Here is a 26234-nt window from a genome sequence, read left to right as displayed (position 1 = left end):
AAATTGTTCGTTCAAGATAGGCCGGATGGGTAATCTGTCCTTAACCACGTCGCGATGCGATGGATCAAATTCCGCTGCATTCTCAGCGTTAGTTGAACCGTAGAAACCGGACTTCGGTGTCGCCCCAGCTCCGCGCGTCGATCTGTTGCAGGCCCTGAGGCAATGCGATTGGCGCTCCCGCCTTCTCCTCGAGCACACAGACCGCGCCGGGCTTCAGCCAGTTCCCGTCCGAGAGACCCGCAAGCGCCTTTTCGCCCAAGCCCTTGCCATACGGCGGGTCGAGAAATGCGAGCCCATAGGGCCCCATGTTTCCGGCCGGTCCGAGATCGGTCGCATCACGACGGAAAATGCGCGTCTCGCCCGTAAGCCCGAAAGCTTCGACGTTGCGCCGGATCAGCGCGCGCGCCTCGGCGGCCTCTTCCACGAAAAGACAATAGGCCGCGCCGCGCGAAACAGCCTCGATGCCGAGCGCACCCGTTCCGGCGAAAAGATCGATGACGCGTGTACCGTCGAGCGTGAAATCCTCCATGCCGTGCATCAGGATGTTGAACACGCTTTCGCGCACGCGATCGGATGTCGGACGAATGCCCATGTCGTCCGGCGCCACGAGAGCGCGGCCGCGAAATCGTCCCGCAACAACTCTCATGCTTTGTCGCGCCCGCTCGCCGCCTTGCCGCGCGCATGGCGTTCCTTGCGCTCCTCCTGGCTCTCGGAAAGTCCGAGGCTCGCGGCGGCTTTCGGACCGAGCTGCGCGACGAGCACGCGGTGGCGCACCGCTTCGACCGCACCCGGCGCGAGATCGAGCAACTGGAACGGCCCGAACGATACGCGGATCAGCCTGTTGACGGTAAGCCCGAGGTGCTCCAGCACATTGCGAACCTCGCGGTTCTTGCCTTCGCGGATCGAGATCGACAGCCACGAATTCGCGCCTTGCACGGTGTCGACCGTGGCTTCGATCGGCCCATAGCTGACGCCGTCGATCTCGATGCCCTCCTTGAGCTTGGCGAGGTCGGCGGCCGTGACGCGGCCCTTGGCGCGCACGCGGTAACGGCGAACCCAGCCATTCACGGGAAGCTCGAAGTGCCGCGCCAGTGCCCCGTCCGTCGTCAGCAGCAATAGCCCTTCCGTATTGAAGTCGAGGCGGCCGATGGAAATCACGCGCGGCATCTCGGGCGGCAGCTTTTCAAACACGGTCGGACGCCCTTGCGGGTCCGAATGGGTGGTGACGACGCCCTTTGGCTTGTGATAGCGCCAGAGCTGCGGCATCGAGGCGGCCGGTAGCGGTTTGCCGTCGACGATGACTTTGTCGCCCGCTCCGACCTCGCATGCCGGGGTCTTGAGAAGCTTGCCGTTGACGCTGACCCGCCCATCGGCGATCCAGCGTTCGGCCTCGCGGCGAGAACAAAGGCCGGCGCGCGCCATCGCCTTGGCGATACGCATGGGACCGTCGCGCGTGTCTGCGGTATTGGATGTGATGGGTTTGGCCATTTCGATGGATTCGATGTGAGCGAAGAACGCGAGCTTATGACATCGACCGGCGTGCGAAGCCATATGTCGTTAGCGCTCGATGAGGCGCGGGCGGCGGCTGAACGCGGCGAAGTGCCCGTCGGGGCGGTCATCGTGTCTGCCTCGGGCGATGTTTTGGTCCTGGCCGGGAACCGCACCCGCGAGCTTCACGACCCGACGGCACATGCCGAAATCCTCGCGATTCGCGCCGCTTGCACGGTGTTGGAAAGTGAACGCCTGGTCGACTGCGATCTCTACGTGACGCTGGAACCCTGCCCGATGTGCGCCGCCGCGATCTCCTTCGCCCGCATCCGGCGGCTCTATTACGGGGCGGGCGACCCGAAAGGCGGTGGCGTCGAGCACGGACCTCGCATTTTCAGCCAGCCGACCTGCCATCATGTGCCCGAGGTCTATCCGGGCCTGGCTGAAGCCGAATCGGGCGCTCTCCTCAAATCCTTCTTCGTCGCGAAACGTGACGGCTCCAGCACCTGATTATTGCGCAAATTGCGACGACCCAAGCATCTCGTTGACGTCATGGCCGCGAAGGCGGCCATCCACGCCGAGCGAGACTAGCTCGCATTTGCGTTCGGCCTATTTTCACTGTTGCCGTGGACGAGAGCGGATGCGCAATCCGGGAGTGAAGAACCTCTCGTGGATGGCCGCCTTCGCGGCCATGACGTTAGGATAGCGGGATAGGCATGCATCCAAGTGTCGGTGAGTAATCTTTCCTTCTCCCTCTGGGAGAAGGTGGACGAAACCCAGATGAGGGACGCTTAATTTATGAGACGACCTTCCGATTTCCCCTCCCCAGCGGGGAGGGGGCAGGGGCGGGGAGGGGACAAGCGCTCGAAACCTCGCTGATCCGTCTGCTGCTTCATCCATCCCCTAGCCCCTCCCCTGAAGGGAGGGGACAAGCAGACCTTCTGCAGCAAATCGCTTCTGCCTCTATTCGCGCGTCCTTCTAGTGCGCGAAAGCAGGCCGCGGCGCTTTGGCGTTTCGATAGCAATGCGCGTTGGCTCGCTCGGCGCCGCTAGCTCCGGCAGCGTCTCGACCGAAAGCACGCGCGTCAGCTGCTGCTTCAGCTTTTCCTTGGCCGGCGCCGCCGCTTCCAGGATTTGATCGAACTTCAAAAAGTCGAGCACTTGATAATGGCTCGTTCCGGCATTGATCAGAATATCGGGCTGTGCCGATTTCAGCTTTTCCTTGATGATCGTATGCTCGAACAGAAATGCGCTGGAAAATAACGCTTCGAACGCGGTCGGGTCCGGCCTGCGCGAATTCGGAACAGGCACACCCGAGACGTCGATCGCGACCACGATGTCCGCTTCGCCCATGAGAAGGTCGAACGGCAGCGGGTTCGTCAATCCGCCGTCGATCAGCGCCCTGCCGCCCGCCATGACGGGCTGAAAGATGACAGGCAGCGCCATGCTGGCCGCCACCGCCGGCCGCAGCGGACCTTCCGTGAAAATCCTCGGCTCCTGGTCGTAGAAATCCGACGCGACGATCTTGATCGGAATCTCGCACTCCGCGAAATCGGATTTCACATCCTTCGGCAGGATGACCTCGAGCATCGTTAGCGGATCGAGGATCGCGTTACGCCGCCCGAAGACGCCGATCAGTCGCGAAAAAGGCTGCGCCGTCGCGATGAAAAGATCGCGGATCAATCCGAACCGCTGGGCCAGGATGAAGCGCGTATGATCGCGCAGATCCTTGCCTGAGATGCCCGACGCATAGGCGGCCCCATAGAGCGCCCCGATCGAAGTCCCTGCGATGATGCTCGGGCGGACACCTAATTCATCGAAGGCTTCGAGCATCGCGATATGCGCGAGGCCGCGCGCTCCACCGCCGCCGAGCGCCAGGCCGATTTTCGGTGTGCGCGCCAATTGTTTCCCGTGAATCGGCGGGGCATGGGAGTTCGGGGTGGTGATAGGCTCATCCAATCCGAAAACCTCCGCTACACTCTAATCGCGCCTTTGCAGGGCCCGCCAGCCAATATCGCTGCGAAAGAAGCCGCCGGGCCAGTCGATCTTTGCGATGGCGGCATAAGCCGCGTCTCGCGCTTCCGCGACGGTCCGGCCGCGCCCGGTGACGTTTAGCACACGGCCGCCATCGGCAAGAAGGCGATCGCCATCGCACCGCGTTCCGGCGTGGAAGATCTCCACATTGGGAACGAGCCTGGCGGCTTCAAGGCCCTTGATCTCGGTGCCTTTGACGGGTGTGCCGGGGTAGCCGTTAGCTGCCATGACAACGGTCAGCGCGGCATCCTCGCTCCAGCGCAGATCGAAGTCTTTGAGAACGCCGTCCGCCGTCGCGAGAAGCGCGGCCAGCAGATCGGATTTGAGCCGCATCATCAGCACCTGCGTCTCGGGATCGCCGAAACGCACGTTGTATTCGATGAGCTGCGGTCCCGAGGTCGTAATCATGAGGCCCGCGAACAGCACGCCTTTGAAAGGTGTGCCGCGCTTGGCCATCGCCTCGACGGTCGGCACGATGATCTCTCGCATGACGCGGTCTGTGATGTCCTGCGTCATCACCGGAGCGGGCGAATAGGCCCCCATGCCGCCGGTGTTAGGGCCGGTGTCGCCCTCGCCGACGCGCTTATGATCCTGCGCCGATACCAGCGGCAGCGCCGTTACGCCGTCGCACAAGGCAAAGAAGCTTGCTTCCTCGCCGTCGAGAAAGTCTTCGATCACGACCTCGCTTCCCGCCGCGCCGAATGCGCCGGAAAAGCATGCGTCGATCGCAGCCTCGGCTTCGTCGCGCGTCGTCGCGATGATGACGCCCTTGCCTGCCGCGAGCCCGTCGGCCTTGACGACGATAGGCAAAGCTTGCGAGGCGAGATATGTTTTCGCCGATGCCGCATCGCCGAAGCGTCCGTAAGCGGCCGTCGGAATGTTGGCCTCGCGGCAAAGATCCTTGGTGAAGCCCTTCGAACCCTCAAGCTGCGCCGCGGCCTTCGTCGGTCCGAAATAACGGACGCCCGCTGCGCCGAGCGCGTCGCCAAGCCCCGCGACAAGCGGCGCTTCCGGACCGATCACGACGAGTTCGACGTTATGCTCTCCGCAAAACCGGATCACCGCCTCATGATCGGCCGGATCGAGCCGTACGCACTCGGCGACGTCCGCGATTCCCGCATTGCCGGGAGCACAAAAGAGCTTGTCGAGTTGCGGGCTGGAGCGCAAAGCCCAGGCAATCGCATGTTCCCGGCCGCCGGAGCCGATAAGTAAGACGTTCATCAGGTAGCCCTGTTGCAATTCGGGCCCTGGTGTATCATCGAACCACAAACAGACAAGACGGCAGACAATTGACCTCGACATCCTCCGCCAGCGATGCCCGCCCCGGCGCCAATGCGCCGGAATTCTCGGTTTCAGAGCTTTCGGGCGCTATCAAGCGCGCTCTCGAAGAGGGATTCGGCTACGTCCGGCTGCGCGGCGAGATTTCCGGCTATCGCGGCCCGCATGCCTCCGGCCATTGCTATTTCGCGCTGAAGGACGAGCGGGCCAAGATCGAGGCCGTCATCTGGAAGGGCAACTTCGGGCGGCTGCGCTTCAAACCCGAGGAAGGGATGGAGGTCGTCGCCCAGGGCAAGATCACGACCTTCCCGGGCTCGTCCAAGTATCAGATTGTCATCGAACAGCTTGAGCCTGCGGGTGCCGGCGCATTGATGGCGCTGCTCGAAGAACGAAAGCGTAAATTCGCAGCCGAAGGCCTGTTCGAGGAAGCGCGCAAGAAGCCGCTCCCGTTTCTGCCGAAGGTCGTTGGCATCGTCACCTCGCCGACCGGCGCCGTCATCCGCGACATGCTGCACGGCTTCAACGAACGCTTTCCAACGTGTGTGCTGCTGTGGCCGGTGCGCGTACAAGGCGAAGGCAGCGCCGCCGAGGTGGCGGCCGCCATACGTGGTTTCAATGCGCTCGAAGCAGATGGAAAAATTCCGCGCCCCGACGTGCTGATCGTAGCGCGCGGCGGCGGCAGTCTCGAAGACCTCTGGAGCTTCAACGAGGAAATCGTCGTGCGCGCAGCCGCCGACAGCCGCATCCCGTTGATCTCCGCCGTCGGCCACGAGACGGATTGGACGCTGATCGATCTCGTCGCCGACGCGCGCGCGCCGACGCCGACCAAAGCCGCCGAGTGGGCAGTTCCAAAATACTCCGAGCTGATCGAAGCTCTCGACAAGTTTCGAATGCGCAAGCGCACGGCCATTCGCCGCGTCCTCGCCGATATCAGAACGCATCTCAAGGCATCGTCGCGCGGCCTGCCGAAGCTGCAGGATCTGATCGCATTGCCGCGCCAGAGGTTCGACGCCGTCGACCGCCGCCTGTCGCGCGCACTACTTGCCAACACCCGCGCTCACGGCACCCGGCTGGCGCGCATCAGCGGCCGCTTGAGTGCCGCGCCGATTATTCAGAAACATTCCAGATGTCGCGAAAGATTAGAGGTTCTGGAACGCCGCGCCGGGCAGGCGCTGCTCAATCGCGTGGCCGTCCGTCGCAGGGATCTTGATGGTAAAGGCGCCCTGCTCAAGTCCTTGGGCTACCAGAGCGTATTGTCGCGAGGTTTTGCGCTGGTTCGCGACGAAACCGGCGTAGCCGTCCGGCAGGCGCGATCGGTTTCTCCCGGTGCAGCACTCTCCGTTCAGTTTTCAGACGGCCGGGTGGGGGTTATTGCCGATGGCGGGCCGACGAAGGACTTAGGGGGAGACGTGTCCGCCGAAGCGAAGGCGCCGCGTCAAAAGAGCCGTCCCCGCGGAGGACAGGGCTCTCTTTTTTAACTGGCCTGAAGTAAGCTAAAAAGATGATGCACGCCGGATTGATTGAATGCGCCAGCGGAACACGCCCGCTCATGATGATTTATGAATTGTCGAAACCGCACATCGGTACAGAATGAACCGTATTGAGAAATTCTTTGGCATCCGCAACGAAGCGAAGCTCCGGTATCTGGATGGAGAGTTCGAGGTGCTGTCGCCCGGCGAATTCGTGCGCTGCGCGATGACGGGCCAGCCGATCTCGCTCGCCGATCTCCGCTATTGGAGCGTCGATGCTCAAGAGCCCTACGCCTCTGCTGAAATTTCGGTGCAGCGCTACCTTGAACTCAAGGCGCAAGACGAGACGCGCTCTTAAATCCTGATTGCCTCGCGGATCTTCGCTTTGAGGATCGCGAGATCTTCGCTTTCAATCACAGTTTCGATTTTGAGCACGCCCGAGCGATCGCGAAGCTCCGTGCTGACGCCGCTTGCACGGGAGAACCGCGCCAAATCTTTTTCCGTTGTGACGAGATCGGCGCTCATCCGCCGTGCGGTATCGATGAGATCGCGCGCCTCGCTGTTACTGAATGCGTGATGATCTCCGAACGCGCGGCGCGCAACGACCGTCGCGCCGAGACTTTCGAGCATCGCGAAAAAGCGCTCCGGATTGGCGATGCCGGCATAGGCGACGACACGCCGTCCGCGCAGGCTTGCGGCATCTTCCGAAGCGCGCGTCGTCGCCGACAGAAGCGGCGCTTGCGTTAGTGCGCTCAAGGAATCGCGCAAAGCACGATTTGCCTCGCTCTCTTGCCCCGTCACGACGATGGCATCCACGAGGCCGATCTGCGTCGCCAGCGGCGCACGCAGCGGCCCGGCCGGAATCACACGGCCATTTCCCAGGCCGCGATCGCCCGAGACGACGGCAATCACCAGGTTCTTGGCGAGGAACCGATTTTGCAACCCGTCATCCATGATGATGACGGCGTTTGCGGAGGCCGTCGCCTCGATGAATTGAGCGCCGGCGGCGCGGTTGCGCGAGATGACGGTCGGCGCGCGGCGCGCCAGCAAGAGCGGTTCGTCGCCGACGTCGGCGCTGCCGTGCACGTCAGGATCGACCTGGATCGGACCAGGCAGGCGTCCGCCGTATCCGCGCGACAGAAACCAGGGCTCGCGTCCCTCGTTGGCAACCAGGTGCGCGACGAGCAGCGCCAGCGGCGTCTTGCCCGATCCGCCGGCCGTGAAATTGCCGATGCAGATGACCGGCAAACGCGAAGCATATGAATTTTTCTTGCGAAGCCGTGCGGCGGCCACGTTTCCGATAATGCGCCCTAGCGGAGAAAGCAGCGTCGCTTGCCAATGCGGACCGGCGCCATACCACCAACGCGGCTCACGACCGGGCAAGGCTCACACCCTCTGCTTCTCGAGAAACGGTTGGATCGCGCCGAGGGTTTTGTCGAGGGCCCCGCTCATCGAGGCGAGCGCATGATTGGCTTTCGAGCGCATGCTTCCGGCAGCTTGTCTGTCCGCGTGCAGCCGGGTGACGTGGCGCGCAATGTCATCGGAAGACCGGACTTCGATCGCGCCACCCTCACGGATGAGCGTGCGATAAGCATCTTTGAAATTGTGCGTATAAGGACCGGTCAGCACGCACGCGTCGAGACGGATGGCCTCGATTGGGTTTTGGCCACCGTGCTTGACGAGTGATCCGCCGACCAGGGCGACGTCGGAGATCGCGTAGAACGTGCCGAGTTCGCCGATCGTATCGGCAATGTAGATTTCCGTTTCCGGCAGGATGTTCGGAGAGCGGCTGCGTAGTTGCGTCTTGAGGCCGAGGCCGCCGAGTGATGCCGCGAGACCCGCGCCGCGCTCGGGATGACGCGGCACGATGATCGTCAGTAATCCTGCGATGTCGCGGCGCATCAGCGAATGCGCCGCCGCGATGATGGTGTCTTCGCCGGGATGCGTGCTGGCGGCGAGGAAGACGGGGCGCTCCCCGATGGATGTTCGCAGAGCTGCTTCCGCATCGGCGTCGACATGCGGCGGCGGCGAATCGATCTTGAGGTTTCCTGCCGTGATGACGTTCGGAGCGCCGAGGCGTTTGATCGCTCGTCCGATGACGTCGTTTTGCGTGAGGATGGCGGCGAAGCGTGAGAATAGCGGTCGTCCGACACGGGCGAAGCGGCGCCAGCGACTGATGCTTCGCGGCGACATGCGCGCGTTGACGAGCACGAGGGGAATGCCCCGGTCCGCTGTCGCCAGCACGAGATTCGGCCAGATGTCGGACTCGGTGAAAATCGCGACCGTCGGCTTCCAGTGATCGAGGAACCGGGCAACATACTGCGGCACGTCGAGCGGCACGTATTGGTGGATCGCGCGCTCCGGAAGGCGGCGTGCGGCAACCTCCGCCGACGTTGTCGTTCCGGTCGTCAGTAGAACCTTTACGTGCGGATTGTTGCTGAGGATACGCTCGATGAGGGGCATTACCGCGTTCGTCTCGCCGACGCTCGCCGCGTGCACCCAGACGACATCGCCCTCTTGACGCGGCCGCCCTGCAAAACCGAGACGCTCGCCGCGGCGCGGCGCATCTTCTTTGCCTTGCCGGCCGCGCATATTGAGAAACATGGGCACGGCGGGACGGAGAAGAGACGTGCTTGCGCGATAGATGTTGAGCACCGGCCCGGGCGCCGGCGGCGAAGCGGCGGCGAGAACTTCGAGCGGCGTCGCGCGATCGATATCGCCGCCTGCGAGTTCGTAAGCTCGGATCGTCGCCGCATTGAGCGTTGTTTCGAGTTCGAGCCGCTTTGACTCGAGCACGTCGGCGTCGGCGCCGGCTGGAACCTCGATGGGATCGCCCGCGACGAACGCCAGCGGCGAGTAGGGTAGATTGAGCGTCAGACGGCTCCACGTATCGAAGGAGGCAAAACGTTTCGATGCGACCGCCACGGGAACGATAGGCCGTCCCGACATCCGGGCTATGGCGATGATGCCGCCTCCGGCGACGCGTGCCGGTCCGGGCGGAATGTCGGCGGTCATGACCAGCGAAGAGCCATCTGCAAGCGCGTTGAGAGAAGCGCGTAACGCTGATGCGCCGCCCCGGTCGCGCCGTCGCGAGCCGGCGCCCGCCCCACGAATCAATTCGACGTCGAGCGCGCGCATGGCCTCGCCGATGAGTTCCGCGTCACCATGTTTCGCGACCATCGCGGCGACTTTGACGTTTTCAGGCCGAAAGCCCGCGACCATCATGAACTGGCCATGCCAGCACGCGACAATGCAGGGATGGACCTCCGCCAGTCTTTTCAGAAGGTCTTCAGGCTCGTAGGTCTTCTTGGATGTCCGCTCGACGAACTGAATGAATCTGGCAAGGGTGCTTCCGCCAAGTCGCACAAGTGTCTTCTTCGTCTCGGCCATGCGGCGCGGCTGCCCCTTGCAATTCTGTGGCGAAAGCTCTTCAAGCCGGTAGCTGTTAAGCCCCTTGCGGGTCGTAGCTATAGCTAATAACTAGCAAGTTCAATCGAGAACGGTCTCGGCCCTCTCTGAACGAACAAATTCATGGATCCAATCGCGGGAGCATGCATCCGGTGTTGAAAATCGGTCATTCCTCCGCGATCTGATGGCGAGCCTTCTCAAACGAGCAAAACGCCGGTTGCGGCGGGGAAGCGGCGCACTGCTCGAAAGTGCGACGAACGCGTCCCCAGGCTGGCTGAATTCCAAGTTTGCGCCGGCATTATGCTACGCGGAAATGCTCTTCGTCGATTATGGAATTGCTCGAATAGCATATAATAATCGGCATCGCATCTCGAAGGATGTCTGGCGGTCCGCGCAGCCTGCGCCGCACCATGTCAGCTGGCTCGCGCGCCGTGGCGTCAAGACAATCATCAACTTGCGCGGCGAGCAATCCTTCGGAACGCGCTGGCTCGAGCAGCAGGCGTGCGCACGCCACGGCATCACCCTCGTCGATCTCGCATTGAAATCCCGCGCACCACCGACGGCGGCGCATCTGCGCGCAATCCGGGATGTGCTGCGAAACGTCGAGTATCCCATTCTCTTGCATTGCAAGTCGGGCGCCGATCGCGCCGGGATCATGAGCGTGATCGTTCGCCATGAACGCGACGGCGTGCCCATCGAGGAGGCCAGGAAGCAGCTGTCCTTGCGCTACGGTCATATCCGTAGTGCCGATACCGGCGTGCTCGATGCCGTATTTCAGCGCTATCTGGACGACAGGGCGAAAACCGGAATTGAGTTCTGGGACTGGGTCGACACCGTTTACGATCCGGATCAGATTCGCCGCTCGTTCAGGGCGCGCGGCTGGGCGAACAGATTGGTCGACGGCCTTCTGCACCGCGAGTAGCGCCACTCGCACGCTTGAACTGCAATTACGACGACGGGATCGTCTTCTGCAGCGCGCTCAGCCCCTTCGGCTCGAGCAGCCGATGCAGGTGCACGATGAAATAGCGCATCAAGGCATTGTCGACCGAACGCTGCGCCGCGCCCTTCCAAGCCACGTAAGCCGATTGATAATTCGGAAAGATGCCGACGATATCGAGCGTGGTGAGGTCGTGAAATTCATGGCTGTCGAGATCCTTGAGCTCGCCGCCAAAAACGAGATGCAGGAGCTGGGGTTGTTTATGCGTGGCGTGTGCGCTCTGGGTCATGGGCGAACGTGATGGTCCTGAAAAGTGAAGGGCTGAAGTTCGCAAAAAGCGCAAGCGACGTTCGGCGTCAATCGCGGCGTATGGATTTGATACGTCCGGAAGCCGATTTTAAGGCCTGCGTTAAGCGTATCGGAACGCAATTCTGCTAGAAAATCAGAAAATAGCCGGGAACACCGGCCGCTCGAAAAGACGACAGTGAGGCACAACGGCGCGGCGCGAAAGCAGGTCTTTCGCGCCGTTGTCGTGCGTGGACTACGCGGCGGTCAGCTGAGCCCGGCGAACCACGATAACGACATGTCGGCAGTGAGGCCGAGCAGCACCGCGACACCGACGTCGCGATTGGATTTGAATCGCCTTAGGCAGTTGGCGGGATCGTCGATATCGAGCGTCGCGACCTGCCACGACATCTGCAGAAAAACCAGCGTTACGGACAGGAAGAAGACGAGGTGCGCTCCGGCCAGCGCACCGGCCGTCAGCCACAGAATGACGGAGAGACCATAGAAGGCGCCGACATAGGAAACCGTATTCTCTCCGAAATGCAGCGCCGTTGAACCCAATCCCAGAAGCGCGTCGTCCTCTTTGTCCTGATGCGCATAGATCGTGTCGTAGCCGACGGTCCAGAGGACGCACCCGGCATAGAGCGCCACCGCTGGCCAATCGAGCGAGCCCTTTTCGGCCGCCCAGCCGACGAGCGCGCCCCAGTTGAACGCGAGCCCAAGAACGACCTGCGGATAGGAGGTCACGCGCTTGGCGAACGGATAAACTGCGACGATAAGCAGCGAGCCAATGCCGAGCCAGACCGTAAACCAGTTGAATTGAAGAAGGACGGCGAGCCCGACCAGCGCCATGACGACGACGAATTTCAACGCCGCGGCGGGCGTGACCTGCCCGGACGGAATGGGGCGGCTTGCCGTGCGTTGCACCTTTGCGTCGATGAAACGGTCGACATAGTCGTTATAGGCGCAGCCCGACGCCCGCATGGCGAACGCGCCGATGGCGAAGAGCACGATAGCTCGGAAATCCGGAAACGGTTCGCGCGACGCAACCTGCGCCAGCGTTTGCGACCACCAGCACGGAAAAAGCAGAAGCCACGCCCCGATAGGGCGATCGAACCGTCCGAGTCGGAGATAAGGCCGCCACGACACCGGCGCCCAGCGGTCGACCCAGTTGGACGGCGCTGCATCGGCAACGCGCGAATCGGAATTGGTGGAAACTTCGGCTCCCATAGTATGCTCGTTCTCCGACAGCCTGTTCGACGCTATAGAGCCCAGGGCCATGCGGCAGCAAGGCCTTGCGCTCCCGCTGTTTGACGCAATTCGAGGCCCGGTTAAGACCGCAACATGGCAATTCGCGACCTGACATCCGAGCGGCTTTTCATCGCCGACGACCTCGCCGCCGGATTGTCCGTCGAGCTTTCCCAGCAGCAGGCACATTATCTGACCAACGTTCTGAGGCTTAAGCCCGGCACGAAGCTCCTGGTGTTCAACGGCCGCGACGGAGAATGGCAAGCCGCGCTTCTCGAAAGCCGGAAACGCACGGCCGTCCTTGCGATCGAGCACCAGACCCGTCCGCAGGAGCAGGGTCCGGACATCGATTACCTTTTTGCCCCCCTCAAGCGGACGCGCCTCGACTACATGGTCCAGAAGGCAACCGAGATGGGCGTCCGCAGGCTGCGGCCCGTCATCACCGAGCGGACGATCGCCGAGCGGGTGAATAGCGAGCGCATGCTCGCCAACGTCATCGAGGCGGCCGAGCAATGCGGCATCCTCCGCGTGCCCGAAGTCGAACGGCCGGTTTCGCTCGACAGCGCGCTCGCCGCCTGGGACCCGGCGCGAGCACTGATCTACTGCGACGAACACGAGACGGTCGCCGATCCGATTGCGACGCTCCGGCAGGTTCCACCCGGCCCGGTCGCAGTCCTGATCGGCCCCGAGGGCGGGTTCTCGGATGGTGAACGAAGCCGGCTCCTGGCGAAGCCCTATGTCGTGCCGTTGCCGCTCGGGCCGCGCATCATGCGGGCCGACACGGCCGCTGTGGCAGCCTTGACGCTCGTCAATGCCGTTCTAGGCGACTGGCGGGGGATTTAAGTCCGGCGGTCGCGCCACCTTGCCGTTCCCATTCCGCCCCTCCATAAGGCTCCAGCTGTGCGGAGTCCGCTTCGCGCCTATTTCAGGATTTGAGCCAGGCTATTCGGATATGTCGACGCGGGAACAGATTGCCGAAAGCGCACGGATCGAATCGCGTGACGATCTCGTGCGCTGGGTCGCGGCGGGCGAGAAGCCGAAGTCCGACTGGCGCATCGGCACCGAGCACGAGAAATTCGTCTTCCGCACCGTGTCGCTGGCACCCGTGCCCTACGGCGGCGACGATGGCATTCGCGCCCTGATGGACGAGCTCATCGTTCGCTACGGCTGGGTCGCCATCAACGAAGGCGATAACGTCATCGCTTTGAAGCGGCCGGATGGCGAAAAGGGCGGCACGATCAGCCTCGAACCCGGCGGCCAGTTCGAATTGTCCGGAGCCCCGCTCGACAACGTACATGAAACCGCTGCCGAGACGGACGGGCATCTGCGCGAAGTCCTCGATGTCGGCGAGGACCTTGCGATCGGGTTTCTCGGTGTCGGGTTTTCGCCGAAGTGGCGCCTCGACGAAGTCCCGCAGATGCCGAAGAAGCGCTATCAGGTCATGACGCGCTACATGCCGACCGTCGGCAGTCACGGCCTCGACATGATGTACCGGACGGCGACGGTTCAGGTGAACCTGGACTTCGGCTCGGAAGCCGACATGGTCAAGAAGCTGCGCGTTTCGCTCGCGCTGCAGCCGATCGCGACGGCGCTGTTTGCAGCCTCGCCGTTCACCGAAGGCAAGCCGAACGGTTTCCAGTCGCTGCGCAGCGAAATCTGGCGCGATACCGACAGAAAGCGCACCGGCATGCTGCCGTTCGCGTTCGAGGACGGCATGGGTTACGAGCGCTACGTCGAATACGCGCTCGATGTACCGATGTACTTCGTCTACCGCGACGGCAACTACATCGACGTCGCCGGATCGTCGTTCCGTGATTTCATGGCGGGCCGACTGCGCGGCTTCGAAGGTGAGTATCCGACGATCGACGATTGGTCCGATCATCTGACGACGTTGTTTCCTGAGGTCCGGCTGAAGCGCTTTCTCGAAATGCGCGGCGCCGACGGTGGGCGCTGGGGCACGATCACAGCGCTTTCTGCCTTCTGGGCTGGCATCCTTTACGACGAGGTCGCGCTCGAGCATGCCTGGCAAATGGTTCGTGACTGGACGGCGGAGGAGCGTGAGCAGTTGCGAACGGATGTGCCGAAGCTGGCGCTCGCAACGCCGTTCCGCTCGACAAGCGTCGGCGATCTCGCGCGGCAGGCGCTGTACATCTCTCGCATGGGTCTGAAGAATCGCCAGCGCATCAACGCGATGAGCGAGGACGAAAGAATCTATCTGGCTCCGCTGGAGCGTATCGCCGGAGAGGGCCGCACCGTGTCGGACGACCTGCTGCACCGCTACGCGGGCCGCTGGCGGCAGAACATTGACCATATTTTTGAGGAGTTTGCGTTCTAGGATTTCGCGGCGCTATGGGCTCGCCGGCGGATACTGAAACCGCAGTTCAGCCGTTGTTCAGGGTTGTGGACTTAAATTCCCTCGTTTGTTTCGGCCCGCTGACCCGTATCGTGGCATGGGACGAGGGGACGGTCGTATGGTTCAAACCTCAGGGAGCGTAAAAGGATTGGCGCGCGCTGTCGTCTTGCCGGGCCAGATGCTTGCGGCCCTCATGCTTGCGACCCTGATGCTTGCGACCGTGTCTGGTCCGGCCTTCGCCGACCCATGCGCCGACGGCTGCCGCTCTCAGCATAACGCCTGCCGCATGAACACCAAGCTCCTGTATTCGCCGCGTTGCGACTCCGCGCTTCAATCGTGCTTGAGCGGATGCTTTGCCAAGGACCGGTTTAGTGGCCACGAACGCGAGGGGCGCGCGCCGAAAGAGTTGCGGGGTCCGCCGGAGTTTCGCGGTCCCCCCGAGTTCCGCGCGCCGCGATTCCCAGGCCGCAACGAGCATCATTGAATGCTCGCCGAAAAGTCTATCTCTACAACATGATGCAACCGGATATTGCTCGCCACACCGCCGCGTGCGAGGATGCTTAACAGCCGCCGCAAGAAGCTTTTGAAAGACGACGTGGCGCACGGCCGGTTTCGGGGTGGTCGCTGAGGAGATGTTTGGCGATGCCACATATCGAGCTGCCAGAGCCGGATGCCGCAGTCATCCGCCGCCGTCCGATTTTGATCGAAGGTTTGAAAAGCCGTGTCGGCGAGGACCTTCTCATTCTCGATGAGGACGGACGCCGCGCCTACGAAACCGACGCCTTCACGGCGTATCGTAACGTCCCGATGCTCGTCGTTCTGCCGCGTACGACCGAAGACGTTTCGAAAATCCTGAAGTTTTGCCACGAGAACGACATCAAGGTCATTCCGCGCGGCGCTGGCACGTCGCTCTGCGGAGGCGCGCTGCCGACGGAAGACGCGATCGTTCTCTGCGTCTCGAAAATGAACCGCGTGATCGAGATCGATTATGTCAATCGCTTCGCCCGCGTGGAAGCCGGCATCACCAATCTTGAAATTACGTCGCGCGTCGCGTCGAAGGGCTTCTTCTACGCACCCGATCCGTCGTCGCAGCTCGCCTGCACGATCGCCGGCAACCTCGCGATGAATTCCGGCGGCGCCCATTGCCTCAAATATGGTGTGACGACTCACAATGTGCTCGGTGTCAGGATGGTGCTGATCGACGGCACGATCGTCGACATCGGCGGCACCTCGCTGGAACGCAACGGCTACGACCTTTTGAGCTTCGTGATCGGCTCGGAAGGCCAACTCGGCGTCGTCACCGAAGCAACCGTCAAGATTCTTCCCTCCGCGGAGGGCGCGCGCCCTCTGATGATCGGCTTCCGCTCGCCGGAGGCCGCTGGCAGTTGCGTTTCCGCCATCATCGCGGCCGGCATCATCCCGGTTGCGATCGAATACATGGACCGGGCCGCGATCGAAGTCTGCGAGGCGTTCGCGGGCGCGGGATATCCACTCGATGTCGAAGCCTTGCTGATCGTCGAGGTCGAAGGCTCGGAAAGCGAGATCGCCGTTCTGCTCGGCCGCATTGCGCAGATTGCGGCCGCGCACGATCCGAAAACCGTCGTCATGAGCTCCGGGCCAGAGCAGAGCGCGCGCATCTGGGCGGGCCGCAAGGCAGCCTTCGGCGCCATCGGCCGCATCTCGGATTACCTGTGCATGGACGGCACGATCCCGCTCGCGCAGCTTCCGCACGCGCTGACACGCATCGGCCAGATTTGCGCCGAGCACGATCTGAAGGTCGCGAACATCTTCCATGCTGGCGACGGCAACCTGCACCCATTGATCCTCTATGATGCCAACGACGACAGCCAGGCAGATCGCGCGGAAGCGGCGGGCGAAGCGATCCTGAAGCTCTGCGTCGAACTCGGAGGCTGCCTCACAGGCGAGCATGGCGTCGGCATCGAAAAGCGCGAGCTGATGGCGTCGCAATTCTCCGCCACCGATCTTGTCGTGCAGATGCGCATCAAAACCGTGTTCGATCCGACGTGGCGTTTGAACCCGGCAAAAGTTTTCCCGTTGGCGGCGACAGAGACGATGCGCTCCGGCCGCGCCGCGAGCACGCCCGAGGCCGCCTAGCACATGGTGCGTTCGTGACCGAACTCTTGCGACCCGCCGCCGAGTGGGAGTTGCAGTCGATGATCGCCAAGCTCGCCGCGCAGAAGCGGCGAGTCGAGATCGTCGGCCACGGCGCGCTGCGTAACGCCGGCCGCGTCGCGCGATCCGACGTCGTCCTGTCGACGGCGGGCCTCAAAGGCGTCACGCTTTACGAGCCGACAGAGATCGTAATGTCGGCGCGGGCCGGAACGCCGGTTTATGAGCTTGAAGCGCTGCTCGCCGCGCGCGGGCAAATGCTCGCCTTCGAGCCGATCGATCTCGGACCGGCGACCGGCGCCCCGGGCGGAGCATTGTCGATCGGTGGTGTTTTCTCGACAAATTTCTCCGGCTCCCGCCGCATTCTCGCTGGAAGCGCCCGCGATAATCTTCTTGGCATTCGCGCCGTCAACGGCCGGGGCGAACTCTTCAAGTCGGGCGGCCGTGTGATGAAGAACGTCACCGGTCTCGATGTTGCACGCGGATTGACCGGCAGTTGGGGCACCCTCGCGGTGATGACGGAAGTGACGTTCAAGGTCGCGCCCTTGCCGCAGACGATGCTGACCCTCGCTTATACCGGCTTGCCGGATGACCTCGCGATCGAAGCGCTGACAACGACAATGGCGACGCCGCTCGAAGTCTCCGGCGCCGTGCATCTGCCGAAGGGCAGTGCCGCGCGTCTCAAGCAGGCGAAACTGAAGGGTATCGATCAGCCGGTCACGCTGTTGCGGCTCGAGACGTTCTCGACCGCGATCGAGGGCCGCAAGGAAAAGCTCAAAGCTGCGTTGAAGGTGTATGGTACGCCGATCGAACTCGACGCCGAGGAAACCTGGAGTCTGTGGAGCGAATTCCGCACGCTCTCCGTCATGCCGTTCTCGACCGAAACAAGCCTTTGGCGCATTTCGGCGCTGCCGACGAAGGCCGCCGAGATCGTGTTTGCGATTGAAAAATTCATGGACGCCACGGCATTTTATGATTGGGGCGGTGCGTTGATCTGGCTTGAGGTTCCTGCCGCCGCCGATGCCGGTGCCGCCGACGTCCGTCGCGCGGTGTCGGTCCGTGGCGGTCACGCGACGCTCATTCGCGCGCAACCGGAAGTCCGCGCCAGCGTCGACGTCTTCGAACCGCTGAAGCCGGAAATCGAACGATTGACACGCGGGATAAAGTCCGCGTTCGATCCTGACGGGCTTCTCAATCGCGGGCGCATGTACGCTAATCTATAGGTTCTTCTGTCTGACAGTCAGGCGCAATGCACACCAGCTTTTCAAAAGCACAACTCGAGAATCCCGAAATCGCGCGCGCGGATCGCATCCTGCGCCGCTGCGTCCATTGCGGGCTCTGCACGGCGACGTGCCCGACCTATGTCGTCCTCGGAGACGAGCGCGATAGTCCGCGCGGGCGCATCTACGCGATCAAGGACATGCTCGAAAAGGGCATCGAGGCAAAACCCGAAGTCTCGAAGCATATCGATCGCTGCCTGACGTGCCTGTCCTGCATGACGACGTGTCCGTCAGGCGTCGACTATATGCACCTCGTCGAAATCGCACGCGGCCATATTGAAAAGACAGGTAACCGCAGCCTGAAAGATCGCCTGATCCGCCGGGCGCTCGCGGAAATCATTCCATATCCGCGCCGCTTCCGCTGGGCAATGCGTGCCGCTCCGTTGGGACGCCGAATGGCGCCGGTTTTTCGCGCGTTGAAAATGCCGGAGCTGGCCGCGATGGTCGACCTCGCGCCGGCCAATGCGCCGCACAACGCGCGCTTTCGCGGGCCTGGAACAGCGTCGCCGACCGGAGTGCGCACGGGCCGCGTTCTCCTGCTTGCAGGCTGCGCGCAGCAGGTTCTCAGACCTCAGATCAACGACGCGACGATCCGGCTTTTCGCGCGCGGCGGCATCGACGTCATCGTCGCGAACGGCGCCGGATGTTGCGGCGCCTTGAGCCAGCACATCGGACGTGAGGACGAGGCCGTGAAATTCGCGCGCGCCAACGTCGCGGCCTGGAGCAAGGAAATTGCCAAGGGCGGCGTCGATGCCGTCATCATCAACACGTCGGGCTGCGGCACGACGGTCAAGGACTACGGCCACCTGCTGCGCCACGAAACCGAGTTCGCCAAGCGCGCCAAAGACATCGCGGCCATGGCGAAGGACGTGACCGAATTTCTCGACGGCCACGATTTCGGCGCACCGAAACGCTGGTCGAGTCTCAAGGTCGCCTATCATTCGGCCTGCTCGCTGCAGCACGGCCAGCGCGTCACGTCGCAGCCGAAGGCGCTGTTGAAAAAAGCCGGTTTCACGGTGCTCGATATTCCGGAAAGCCATCTCTGCTGCGGCTCGGCGGGCATTTACAACATCGTGCAGCCCGAGATCGCGGGTGCGCTACGTGATCGCAAGGCGGGAAATATCAAGTCGCTGCGCCCCGATGTCGTGGCAGCAGGAAACATCGGATGCATTCAGCAATTGCAATCGGGGTTGGACATCCCGGTCGTCCATACCATCGAGCTGCTGGACTGGGCGCACGGCGGTCCCGTGCCCACCGGCCTTGAAGGTCTCGCGCAATATTCGACGGATGTTCCGCAACCCAAGCGCAGCGTTGAGGACTATATCGGAGCATGAACGTCATCGATAAGGAAACCGCGGCGCACACGGCGCACACGGAGCTTGAGGCTGGGCTTCGCGCACGTATTCGCGGCAAGGCCAAACCCGTCGGCTCGCTCGGCCGCATCGAAGACCTCGCGCTGCAAGTCGGAATGGTGAGCGGTACGCTGCGGCCCGATCTCGGCAGCGCGAAAATTCTTGTCTTCGCGGGCGATCATGGCCTGACGGCGGAGGGCGTGACGGCGTATCCCTCGGTCGTCACGCGCGAGATTGCGAAAATGGTTCTCGCGGGCAGCGCGGGCATCAATGTCTTTGCGCGCGCTTCCGCTATTGATGTCGTGCTCGTCGACGCCGGAATGCTCGAACCGCTGCCGCCGCATGACTTTCTGATCGACCGCCGCATCGCGGCGGGGACAAAAAATTCCAACGTCGAACCGGCCATAACTCCTGACGAGTGCACACAGGCGCTCGAAGCCGGGCGGGCGATCGACGCAGAGCTTTCGGGCGTCGGCATCGTCGGATATGGCGAGATCGGCATCGGCAACACCAGTGCAGCGGCGCTCATCGCGCACGCGGTGACCGGGATCGATCTAGCCTTGCTCGTCGGCCCCGGCGCGGGCGCACCCGCCCTTGGCATCGACCACAAACGCAAGGTTCTCGAAGCCGTTCTCGCTCGCGCAAATCTTCGCGACGGCGATCCGCGCCAGCGCGCCCGCGAAGCGCTGCGGCAATTCGGCGGCTTCGAAATCGCGATGATGGCGGGAGCCATGACGGCTGCCGCCGCAGCACGCCGGATCATCGTCGTCGACGGCTTCATCTCGACGGTGGCGGCTCTTGCGGCGATCGCGCTCCGCCCTGAAACGCGCGCGTGCTGCGTCTTTGCGCATTGCTCCGCCGAACCGGGGCACAAGGCGCTTCTTGAGTACCTTGGCGCACGACCGCTCCTCGCGCTCGATATGCGGCTCGGAGAAGGCACGGGCGCGGCGCTGGCGATCCCGCTCGTCCGCGCGGCTGAATTGATGTTGCGCGACATGGCCGATCTGCCGGGCGAGCATCCGGCATGATCGCCCGCGAGATATGGCTCTTCAAGATCGCGCTGCAATTCCTGACGCAATTGCCGGTCGGTTCAATTCACGATTGTCCGCCGGACTGGCTGGCGCGCTCCGCGAAATACATGCCGCTCGTTGGCGCTATCGTCGGCGCCATCGCGGGCGCTTCGATTATCCTCAGCGCCGTCTTTCTTCCGGTCCCGTTGCCGACGGTCATCGGCTTGATCGTCGCCGTCGCGATAACCGGCGCACTGCACGAGGATGGCCTCGCCGATACGACGGACGCCTTCGGTGGCGGCCGCACGCGCGAGCGACGTCTCGAAATCATGCGTGACAGCCGCATCGGGACGTATGGCACCCTTGCGCTGATTTCTGTGCTCGCGCTGAAGGGCGCGGCGCTCGTTGCGCTGGCCCCGTGGAATGCAGCGTTCGTCATGATCGCCGGACATGCGGGGGCCCGCCTCGCCGCGATCGTCACGATGGCGAGGTTGCCCCACGCCGGTGGCGGCGTCGCCAAGGTCAGCCAGAAGATCTCGGAACTGACGCCGTCCGAGATCGCCGTCGTACTCGCTTTAGGGTTAATCCCGGGATCGCTCGTCTTGGGCGCAACGACATTCATCGCTGCTGCGTTGTTGGCGTTTGCTGCGGCGGGCCTTATCGCCTTGATCGCACGCCGTAAAATCTCCGGCTACACAGGCGACGTCCTCGGCGCGGTCGAGCAGGTTTTCGAAGCCGTATTCTTCGTCGCCGCCGCGGCCCTCATCGCCGGACCGCATTGACGCGTGCGGCTGCGAAGAAAATCCGCGCCGCATTTGCCAAATATCAAAGCACTTATCGGGTCATCTTGAGACTTGATCTCAAGCGAAACGATGCAATGATTGCCTCGCGGCGGATGCGACTGGGCAGAGGGTAATCAGAAATCGCCTATTGAGTGTAATGCGTATGGCGACGGCTGATGTGGGGAACGGCGTGGCTTTTGTAGCCGCACAACGCGCTGACGCGCGTTTGTCGCTATGGCCCGCACCTCGCTACATAGCGGAAGTTTTCGACGGAGCCGATGAAGCTCTGGCCGCGCTCGATGCCGTGCAGGGCGGACTTGTCTCGACCGGTTTCCAGACGCTCGACTGGCTGACTGTTTTTTACGAGGAGATGGCGTCATCGCAACGAGCGATGCCGCGCCTCGTCGTTGTCACGGATCGCCGTAGCGGCGAGGTCGCGCTCATTCTGCCGTTGCTCATTCAGAAGAAACGTAGGCAGACGGTCGCGCGCTTCGCCAATCTCGGCGTCGGCGGCTATGGCGGCCCGATCCTTGGGCCGGCGCATACCGAAGGGCGGCGATCGATACGGCGCGTCTGGCGCTCGGCTCTTCGCGCGATGCCCGATGTCGATCTCATTCGGCTTGAGCGCATGCCCGCCGAAATCGGTGACCGGCCCAACCCGCTTCTGACCCGATGGGGCATTGCGAACGCGCGGTGCTCCGCCAGCCTGCTGACCATTCCGGAAAGCGTCGATGCGTATCTGAACGGGCTCGGCAAGAAGTATCGTAAGGAGGTCGAGCGTTGTTTTCGCCTTTGGGAAAAGCAGGGGACGCCGCGCTTCTATCGCGCCGAGACACCGGAGGCCGCGGCGCATATCCATGCCGTGCTCGAAGAGCAGCTGGCCCCGCGTCACGGCACGACGGGAAGCAAGCGCACGTTCGATGATGCGGCTTACCGCGCGTTCAGCGAGCGGCTCGCCATCGACGGCTCCGAGGCGGGACTGGCATCGCTGTTTGCGCTCGAAGCCAACGGCGAGATCGCAGCCACGCTGTTTGGCATCGTCCACGAGAACACGTTCACGTTGCTGCATCTCGGCACAAGCGAGGCATGGAGCCATCTCTCGCCCGGCCGCCTCGCGATGATCGAGGCGATGAAGTATTTTTTCGCCCGCGATGTCCGGCGATTCGACCTTGGGCTCGGCGATCATCCGTTCAAGCACGGCTTCGGCGTCGAGCCTGTGCCGATCTACGATCTGATCGTTGCCTGCGATCTCGCGTCGGCGCCGCACGCGATATACCACCGCCTGAAGGGCCGTCTGCCCGCGAGTGCCCGCCTCAAGTCGGTGTATCGCAATCTGAGGTCGCGTTTTTCCCGTTAATTCCAGGCGTTGAACCTGACTTTCGCCCGCTCGGGCGATCCGATATAAGGCGGGCTCGCCCGCCGGGCGTTTAAGATGATACGGCAACTATTATAATCACGGTTCCCATAGCCCTCATGTCCAAAGATCCTACCAGCGCGCGTCCCACGCCGCAGGCGCAAACCGCACCGTCACCGCGTCTCGCGAAAGGCTTCCGCGATATCGAGGCGGCGGAGTTGCGCGGCCTGAATGAGATGATCGCGAAAATCCGCGACGTCTACGAGCGCTATGGATTCCAGGCGCTCGAAACGCCCGCGATCGAATACACTGATGCGCTCGGAAAATTTCTCCCCGACCAGGACCGGCCGAATGCGGGCGTCTTCTCGTTCCAGGACGAGGACGAGCAATGGATGAGCTTGCGCTACGATCTGACCGCGCCGCTCGCGCGTTACGTCGCGCAGAATTTCCAAGGACTGCCGAAGCCGTTCCGCCGCTATGCGTTCGGCAACGTTTATCGTAATGAGAAGCCCGGCCCCGGCCGCTTCCGCCAGTTCATGCAGTTCGACGCCGACACCGTCGGAGCCGAAAGCGTCGCCGCCGACGCCGAAATGTGCATGCTCGCCGCCGATACGCTGGAAGCGCTGGGGCTGAAAGGCAAGTACGTCATCAAGGTCAATAACCGTAAAATCCTTGATGGCGTAATGGAAGCAGCGAATCTTGCCGGACCTGAGAATGCGGCGCGGCGACTAATAGTGCTGCGCGCAATTGATAAACTCGACCGTCTTGGTTTAGACGGCGTGCGCCAGTTGCTAGGGCCTGGCAGAGAGGACGAGAGCGGCGATTTCACCAAGGGTGCTGGGCTTGGTGTTGATCAGATTGAGACTATTGCAGCATTTCTTCAGGGCAAAGTCCGGAAGCTCAGCAATAAGAACTTCACTGGAGGTCCAGGATCGCTAGCTAAAGTATTTACAGGTGTTTCTGGGACACTTGCTGTTGATGACGACGCTAAGTTGAATGATTGGTTTGCGCTGTTTGAAAACAATGAGATCGGAAAAGCCGGTGTCGCGGAATTGCAGCAAATTATTGATCTATGCAGATTCGCTAATTTTGGGGCAGATCGTATACGCGTTGATGCGACGGTCGTGCGCGGCCTCGAATATTATACCGGCCCCGTCCTCGAGGCCGAGCTGACGTTCGAGGTCAAGGGCGACGACGGCAAGCCGGTGCGCTTCGGCTCCGTCGGCGGCGGCGGCCGTTACGACGACCTCGTCGCGCGTTTCACCGGCGACAAGGTTCCCGCGACCGGCTTCTCGATCGGCGTCTCGCGCCTGCAGGCTGCGTTGTCGCTCATCGGCGACAAGAAGGCGGAAGCCCTCGGCCCCGTCGTCGTGCTCGTGATGGATAAGGGCGAGGTCGCGACCTATCAGAAAATGACGCAAGCGCTCCGCAACGCCGGAGTTCGCGCCGAAATGTATCTCGGCTCGTCGGGCATGAAGGCGCAGATGAAATACGCCGACAAGCGCAACGCGCCGTGCGCGATTATTCAAGGCTCCGACGAACGCGCCAAGGGCGAGGTCACGATCAAGGACCTGATCGAAGGGGCGAAGGCGGCAGCCGCGATCAAGGACAACAAGGAATGGAAGGCAGCGCGCCCGGCGCAGTTCTCCGTTTCGGAATCGGACCTGATCGACGAAGTCAAAAAGCTCGTCGCGCGGCATCAGGATTGATCGCGATGCCGTCTCCTAACCTTTCGAACGAAATGCGCACGCTCCCACTTTTTTCCCTCCCCCAACGCGTCGCAAGGAATGCGGTAGCATCTTCCGCTCTTCCCCTCCCTCAATGCGGGAAGAGGTTAGGGGTGGGGGGGCCGCGCGTGTGCGATTTCTCGGGCGGACACGTAGCGCGAGAAGGGATCAGCCCATGACCGCGGAAACGACGCGAGAGTTTGAAGCGCTGGAAGCGCAGGCGCAGACGCTGATGTCGGTCTTCACCAAGGCCCGTTATGAAGCCGTCGCGCCAGCGATCATTCAGCCTGCTGATGTCTTCCTCGACGTCATCGGCGAAAGCCTGCGCGCGCGCACGTATGTCTTCACCGATCCGGATGGCGCTGAGCTTTGCCTCCGGCCCGACATCACCGTGCCGACGTGCCGGCTGCACCTCGCGCGTCACCCCGATCCGGCGACGCCCGCGCGCTACTGCTATCGCGGCGCCGCGTTCCGGTTCCAACCGCAGGGCGTCGATGCCTCGCACCCGCGCGAGTTTCGCCAGGCTGGCGTCGAGCGTTTCGGCGATACCGAACGCGAGGCGGCCGAAGCCGACGTCATCGCTATCGTCATCAGCGCGATCGAGAAAGTCGGATTGAAAGACTGGACGCTGCGTCTCGGCGACCTCGGACTCTTTTCGAGCATCCTCGATGTCGCCGGAATTTCACCGCGCTGGAAGAAGCGCCTCGATGACGCGTTCCTGAAACCGCAGTCGTTTCGAGAAGCATTGAAGGCATTCGCTGCTGGAAGCGCCGCGCCGCGTCTGTCCGTACCCGGCGCGCTGCTGGCGTCACTCAATGGCGCCGATCTTGCGGCCAGCGAAACGGCTGTTGCGACGTATCTCGACGACAACGCGATCGAACTGATCGGCACGCGCACGCTTGCCGATATCACCGAGCACCTGATCGGCATCAAGGAGAGCGGCGAGGAAAAGCCTCTCGCTCCGGCCGCCGCAGCGCTTATCGGCCGTTATACCGAAATCTCAGGCCCGGCACGCACGGCGGGCGCAAAGATCGCCGAACTCGTCAATGGAGCGCCGGTGGGTTCGAGCGCGGCTTTGGAAACCTACGATCGTCGCCTCGCGCTGCTCGCAAACGCCGGCATTGATCTCGACCGCGTGACCTTCTCGGCTGAGTTCGGACGCACGCTGGAATACTACTCCGGCCTCGTATTCGAAGTTCGCGCCACGACGCTCGGACCGCAGAGCCCGCTCGCGACGGGCGGCCGTTACGACGGACTGATGCGGGCCGCAGGCGCGGGCATCGACGTGGCCGCCGTCGGCGCCGCGATCCACACCGAGCGTCTTTTAGCAGCCCTTCAGGGAGGCTCACCATGAGCAGGCTGACGCTGGCTATTCCCTCCAAGGGCCGTCTGATGGAGCGGACGACCGATATGTTCGCCCGCGCCGGGCTGATCGTCCGCAAGGTCGGACATGCGCGCGGTTATCGCGGCGAGATCGACGGCCTGCCCGAGGTCGACGTCGCCTATGTGTCGTCGTCGGAAATTGCGGAAGCGTTGAAGGCGGGCAGCATTCACCTCGGTATCACCGGCGAGGATCTGATCCGTGAAAACATCTCGGACGCCGCGACGCGCATCGGTTTCGTGCACAAGCTCGGCTTCGGCTTTGCCGACGTCGTCGTTGCGGTGCCCGCGTGCTGGATCGACGTCTCGACGGTTGCTGATCTCGAAGACATCGCGATGCCGTTCCGCAGGCGGCACGGCCGCTGGCCGCGCGTCGCCACCAAATATATGAACCTCACGCGCCGTTTCTTGGCATCGAAGGGGTTCGGCGACTATCGCATCGTCGAAAGCGCCGGAGCGACCGAGGGGGCACCCGCCGCGGGCACGGCCGAGCTGATCGTCGATATTACGACAACGGGTGAAACGCTGCGCGCCAACGGACTGCGCATTCTCGACGATGGCGTGATCCTGAAATCCGAGGCGAACCTCTTCGCGTCGAACGTGGCGGCCTGGACGCCGGAACTGCGCTCTCTCTGCGATGGAATCGGCGAACGCCTCGCACGTGCGCCGAGCGCCTAGAGTGCTTCCGGAAAAGTGGGCACCGGTTTTCCGATAAGAAG

At 62.7% G+C, this 26234-nt stretch carries 22 protein-coding genes and 1 pseudogene; 15 read left to right on the top strand and 8 right to left on the bottom strand.

Features of this window, described 5'->3' with window-relative positions:
• Nucleotides 1–88: 88 nt before the first annotated feature.
• Both rsmD and WC026_RS02580 read right to left on the bottom strand, forming a co-directional pair.
• On the bottom strand, nt 89–646 hold the full coding sequence (rsmD, locus tag WC026_RS02585; RefSeq protein WP_372709243.1) for a 16S rRNA (guanine(966)-N(2))-methyltransferase RsmD: 558 nt from the start codon (nt 644–646) through the stop codon (nt 89–91).
• The gene (locus WC026_RS02580) at nt 643–1488 is read right to left on the bottom strand and encodes a pseudouridine synthase (RefSeq protein WP_372709242.1); all 846 of its coding nucleotides are present in this window, start codon (nt 1486–1488) and stop codon (nt 643–645) included. The genes rsmD and WC026_RS02580 overlap by 4 nt, the downstream gene beginning before the upstream one ends.
• Before the next feature lie 36 nt (nt 1489–1524).
• Between WC026_RS02580 and WC026_RS02575 the strand changes: the two genes are divergently transcribed.
• Complete coding sequence (locus tag WC026_RS02575; protein ID WP_372709241.1) at nt 1525–1998, top strand: nucleoside deaminase; 474 nt, start codon at nt 1525–1527, stop codon at nt 1996–1998.
• A 453-nt stretch (nt 1999–2451) separates the two neighbouring features.
• Here WC026_RS02575 and WC026_RS02570 read toward each other — a convergent pair whose 3' ends face one another.
• Both WC026_RS02570 and purD read right to left on the bottom strand, forming a co-directional pair.
• Nucleotides 2452–3390 carry a patatin-like phospholipase family protein gene (locus WC026_RS02570; RefSeq protein ID WP_372709240.1) on the bottom strand — a complete coding sequence of 313 codons (939 nt, stop codon included), beginning with the start codon at nt 3388–3390 and terminating at the stop codon, nt 2452–2454.
• Between the two features lie 78 nt (nt 3391–3468).
• Nucleotides 3469–4743, bottom strand: a complete 1275-nt coding sequence (purD, locus tag WC026_RS02565; protein ID WP_372709239.1) for a phosphoribosylamine--glycine ligase — start codon at nt 4741–4743, stop codon at nt 3469–3471.
• Nucleotides 4744–4811: 68 nt separating this feature from the next.
• Here purD and xseA point away from each other — a divergent pair, with 68 nt between their 5' ends.
• Both xseA and WC026_RS02555 read left to right on the top strand, forming a co-directional pair.
• Complete coding sequence (xseA, locus tag WC026_RS02560; protein ID WP_372709238.1) at nt 4812–6278, top strand: exodeoxyribonuclease VII large subunit; 1467 nt, start codon at nt 4812–4814, stop codon at nt 6276–6278.
• A gap of 112 nt (nt 6279–6390) precedes the next feature.
• Nucleotides 6391–6627 carry a DUF2093 domain-containing protein gene (locus tag WC026_RS02555; protein WP_372709237.1) on the top strand — a complete coding sequence of 79 codons (237 nt, stop codon included), beginning with the start codon at nt 6391–6393 and terminating at the stop codon, nt 6625–6627.
• On the opposite strand, the gene lpxK is transcribed toward WC026_RS02555, so the two are convergent.
• Both lpxK and WC026_RS02545 read right to left on the bottom strand, forming a co-directional pair.
• Nucleotides 6624–7652, bottom strand: coding sequence for a tetraacyldisaccharide 4'-kinase (gene lpxK, locus WC026_RS02550; protein WP_372709236.1), 1029 nt, complete (start codon nt 7650–7652; stop codon nt 6624–6626). The genes WC026_RS02555 and lpxK overlap by 4 nt on opposite strands.
• Before the next feature lie 3 nt (nt 7653–7655).
• Nucleotides 7656–9659, bottom strand: a complete 2004-nt coding sequence (locus WC026_RS02545) for a glycosyltransferase N-terminal domain-containing protein (protein ID WP_372709235.1) — start codon at nt 9657–9659, stop codon at nt 7656–7658.
• A gap of 202 nt (nt 9660–9861) precedes the next feature.
• On the opposite strand from WC026_RS02545, the gene WC026_RS02540 reads away from it, so the two are divergent.
• Nucleotides 9862–10599, top strand: a complete 738-nt coding sequence (locus WC026_RS02540) for a tyrosine-protein phosphatase (protein WP_372709234.1) — start codon at nt 9862–9864, stop codon at nt 10597–10599.
• 25 nt (nt 10600–10624) lie between these two features.
• Here the strand turns inward: WC026_RS02540 and WC026_RS02535 are convergent, their stop codons facing one another.
• Both WC026_RS02535 and ubiA read right to left on the bottom strand, forming a co-directional pair.
• Entirely contained in the window at nt 10625–10903 is a 279-nt protein-coding gene (locus tag WC026_RS02535) for a DUF4170 domain-containing protein (RefSeq protein WP_372709233.1), read from the bottom strand.
• Nucleotides 10904–11166: 263 nt separating this feature from the next.
• Complete coding sequence (ubiA, locus tag WC026_RS02530) at nt 11167–12129, bottom strand: 4-hydroxybenzoate octaprenyltransferase (protein ID WP_372709232.1); 963 nt, start codon at nt 12127–12129, stop codon at nt 11167–11169.
• A gap of 114 nt (nt 12130–12243) precedes the next feature.
• Here ubiA and WC026_RS02525 point away from each other — a divergent pair, with 114 nt between their 5' ends.
• From WC026_RS02525 to hisG, 11 genes and pseudogenes are all read left to right on the top strand, one after another.
• Nucleotides 12244–12990, top strand: coding sequence for a 16S rRNA (uracil(1498)-N(3))-methyltransferase (locus WC026_RS02525; protein WP_372709231.1), 747 nt, complete (start codon nt 12244–12246; stop codon nt 12988–12990).
• A gap of 109 nt (nt 12991–13099) precedes the next feature.
• Nucleotides 13100–14482, top strand: coding sequence for a glutamate--cysteine ligase (locus tag WC026_RS02520; RefSeq protein ID WP_372709230.1), 1383 nt, complete (start codon nt 13100–13102; stop codon nt 14480–14482).
• Nucleotides 14483–15142: 660 nt separating this feature from the next.
• On the top strand, nt 15143–16615 hold the full coding sequence (locus WC026_RS02515; protein WP_372709229.1) for an FAD-binding oxidoreductase: 1473 nt from the start codon (nt 15143–15145) through the stop codon (nt 16613–16615).
• Between the two features lie 14 nt (nt 16616–16629).
• Nucleotides 16630–17853 carry an FAD-binding protein gene (locus WC026_RS02510; RefSeq protein ID WP_372709228.1) on the top strand — a complete coding sequence of 408 codons (1224 nt, stop codon included), beginning with the start codon at nt 16630–16632 and terminating at the stop codon, nt 17851–17853.
• A gap of 26 nt (nt 17854–17879) precedes the next feature.
• On the top strand, nt 17880–19244 hold the full coding sequence (gene glcF / locus WC026_RS02505) for a glycolate oxidase subunit GlcF (RefSeq protein WP_372709227.1): 1365 nt from the start codon (nt 17880–17882) through the stop codon (nt 19242–19244).
• Nucleotides 19241–20290 (top strand): nicotinate-nucleotide--dimethylbenzimidazole phosphoribosyltransferase, encoded by a 1050-nt coding sequence (gene cobT, locus WC026_RS02500; protein ID WP_372709226.1) that lies wholly within the window; start codon nt 19241–19243, stop codon nt 20288–20290. Before glcF ends, cobT begins: the two co-directional genes overlap by 4 nt.
• Nucleotides 20287–21054, top strand: coding sequence for an adenosylcobinamide-GDP ribazoletransferase (gene cobS, locus WC026_RS02495; RefSeq protein ID WP_372709225.1), 768 nt, complete (start codon nt 20287–20289; stop codon nt 21052–21054). The genes cobT and cobS overlap by 4 nt, the downstream gene beginning before the upstream one ends.
• 190 nt (nt 21055–21244) lie before the next feature.
• On the top strand, nt 21245–22411 hold the full coding sequence (locus tag WC026_RS02490; RefSeq protein ID WP_372709224.1) for a GNAT family N-acetyltransferase: 1167 nt from the start codon (nt 21245–21247) through the stop codon (nt 22409–22411).
• Nucleotides 22412–22527: 116 nt separating this feature from the next.
• The gene (gene hisS / locus WC026_RS02485; RefSeq protein ID WP_372709223.1) at nt 22528–24117 is read left to right on the top strand and encodes a histidine--tRNA ligase; all 1590 of its coding nucleotides are present in this window, start codon (nt 22528–22530) and stop codon (nt 24115–24117) included.
• A 193-nt stretch (nt 24118–24310) separates the two neighbouring features.
• On the top strand, nt 24311–25489 hold the full coding sequence (locus WC026_RS02480; RefSeq protein WP_372709222.1) for an ATP phosphoribosyltransferase regulatory subunit: 1179 nt from the start codon (nt 24311–24313) through the stop codon (nt 25487–25489).
• Nucleotides 25486–26175 (top strand): annotated as a pseudogene (hisG, locus tag WC026_RS02475) (ATP phosphoribosyltransferase); the annotation flags it as partial. The gene WC026_RS02480 and the pseudogene hisG, both read left to right, overlap by 4 nt.
• Nucleotides 26176–26234: the final 59 nt, after the last annotated feature.

Origin of the sequence: Hyphomicrobium sp. (genome assembly GCF_041674905.1) — a bacterium.
Taxonomy (GTDB): domain Bacteria; phylum Pseudomonadota; class Alphaproteobacteria; order Rhizobiales; family Hyphomicrobiaceae; genus Hyphomicrobium_B.
This window is presented reverse-complemented; position numbering and strand designations above follow the sequence as displayed.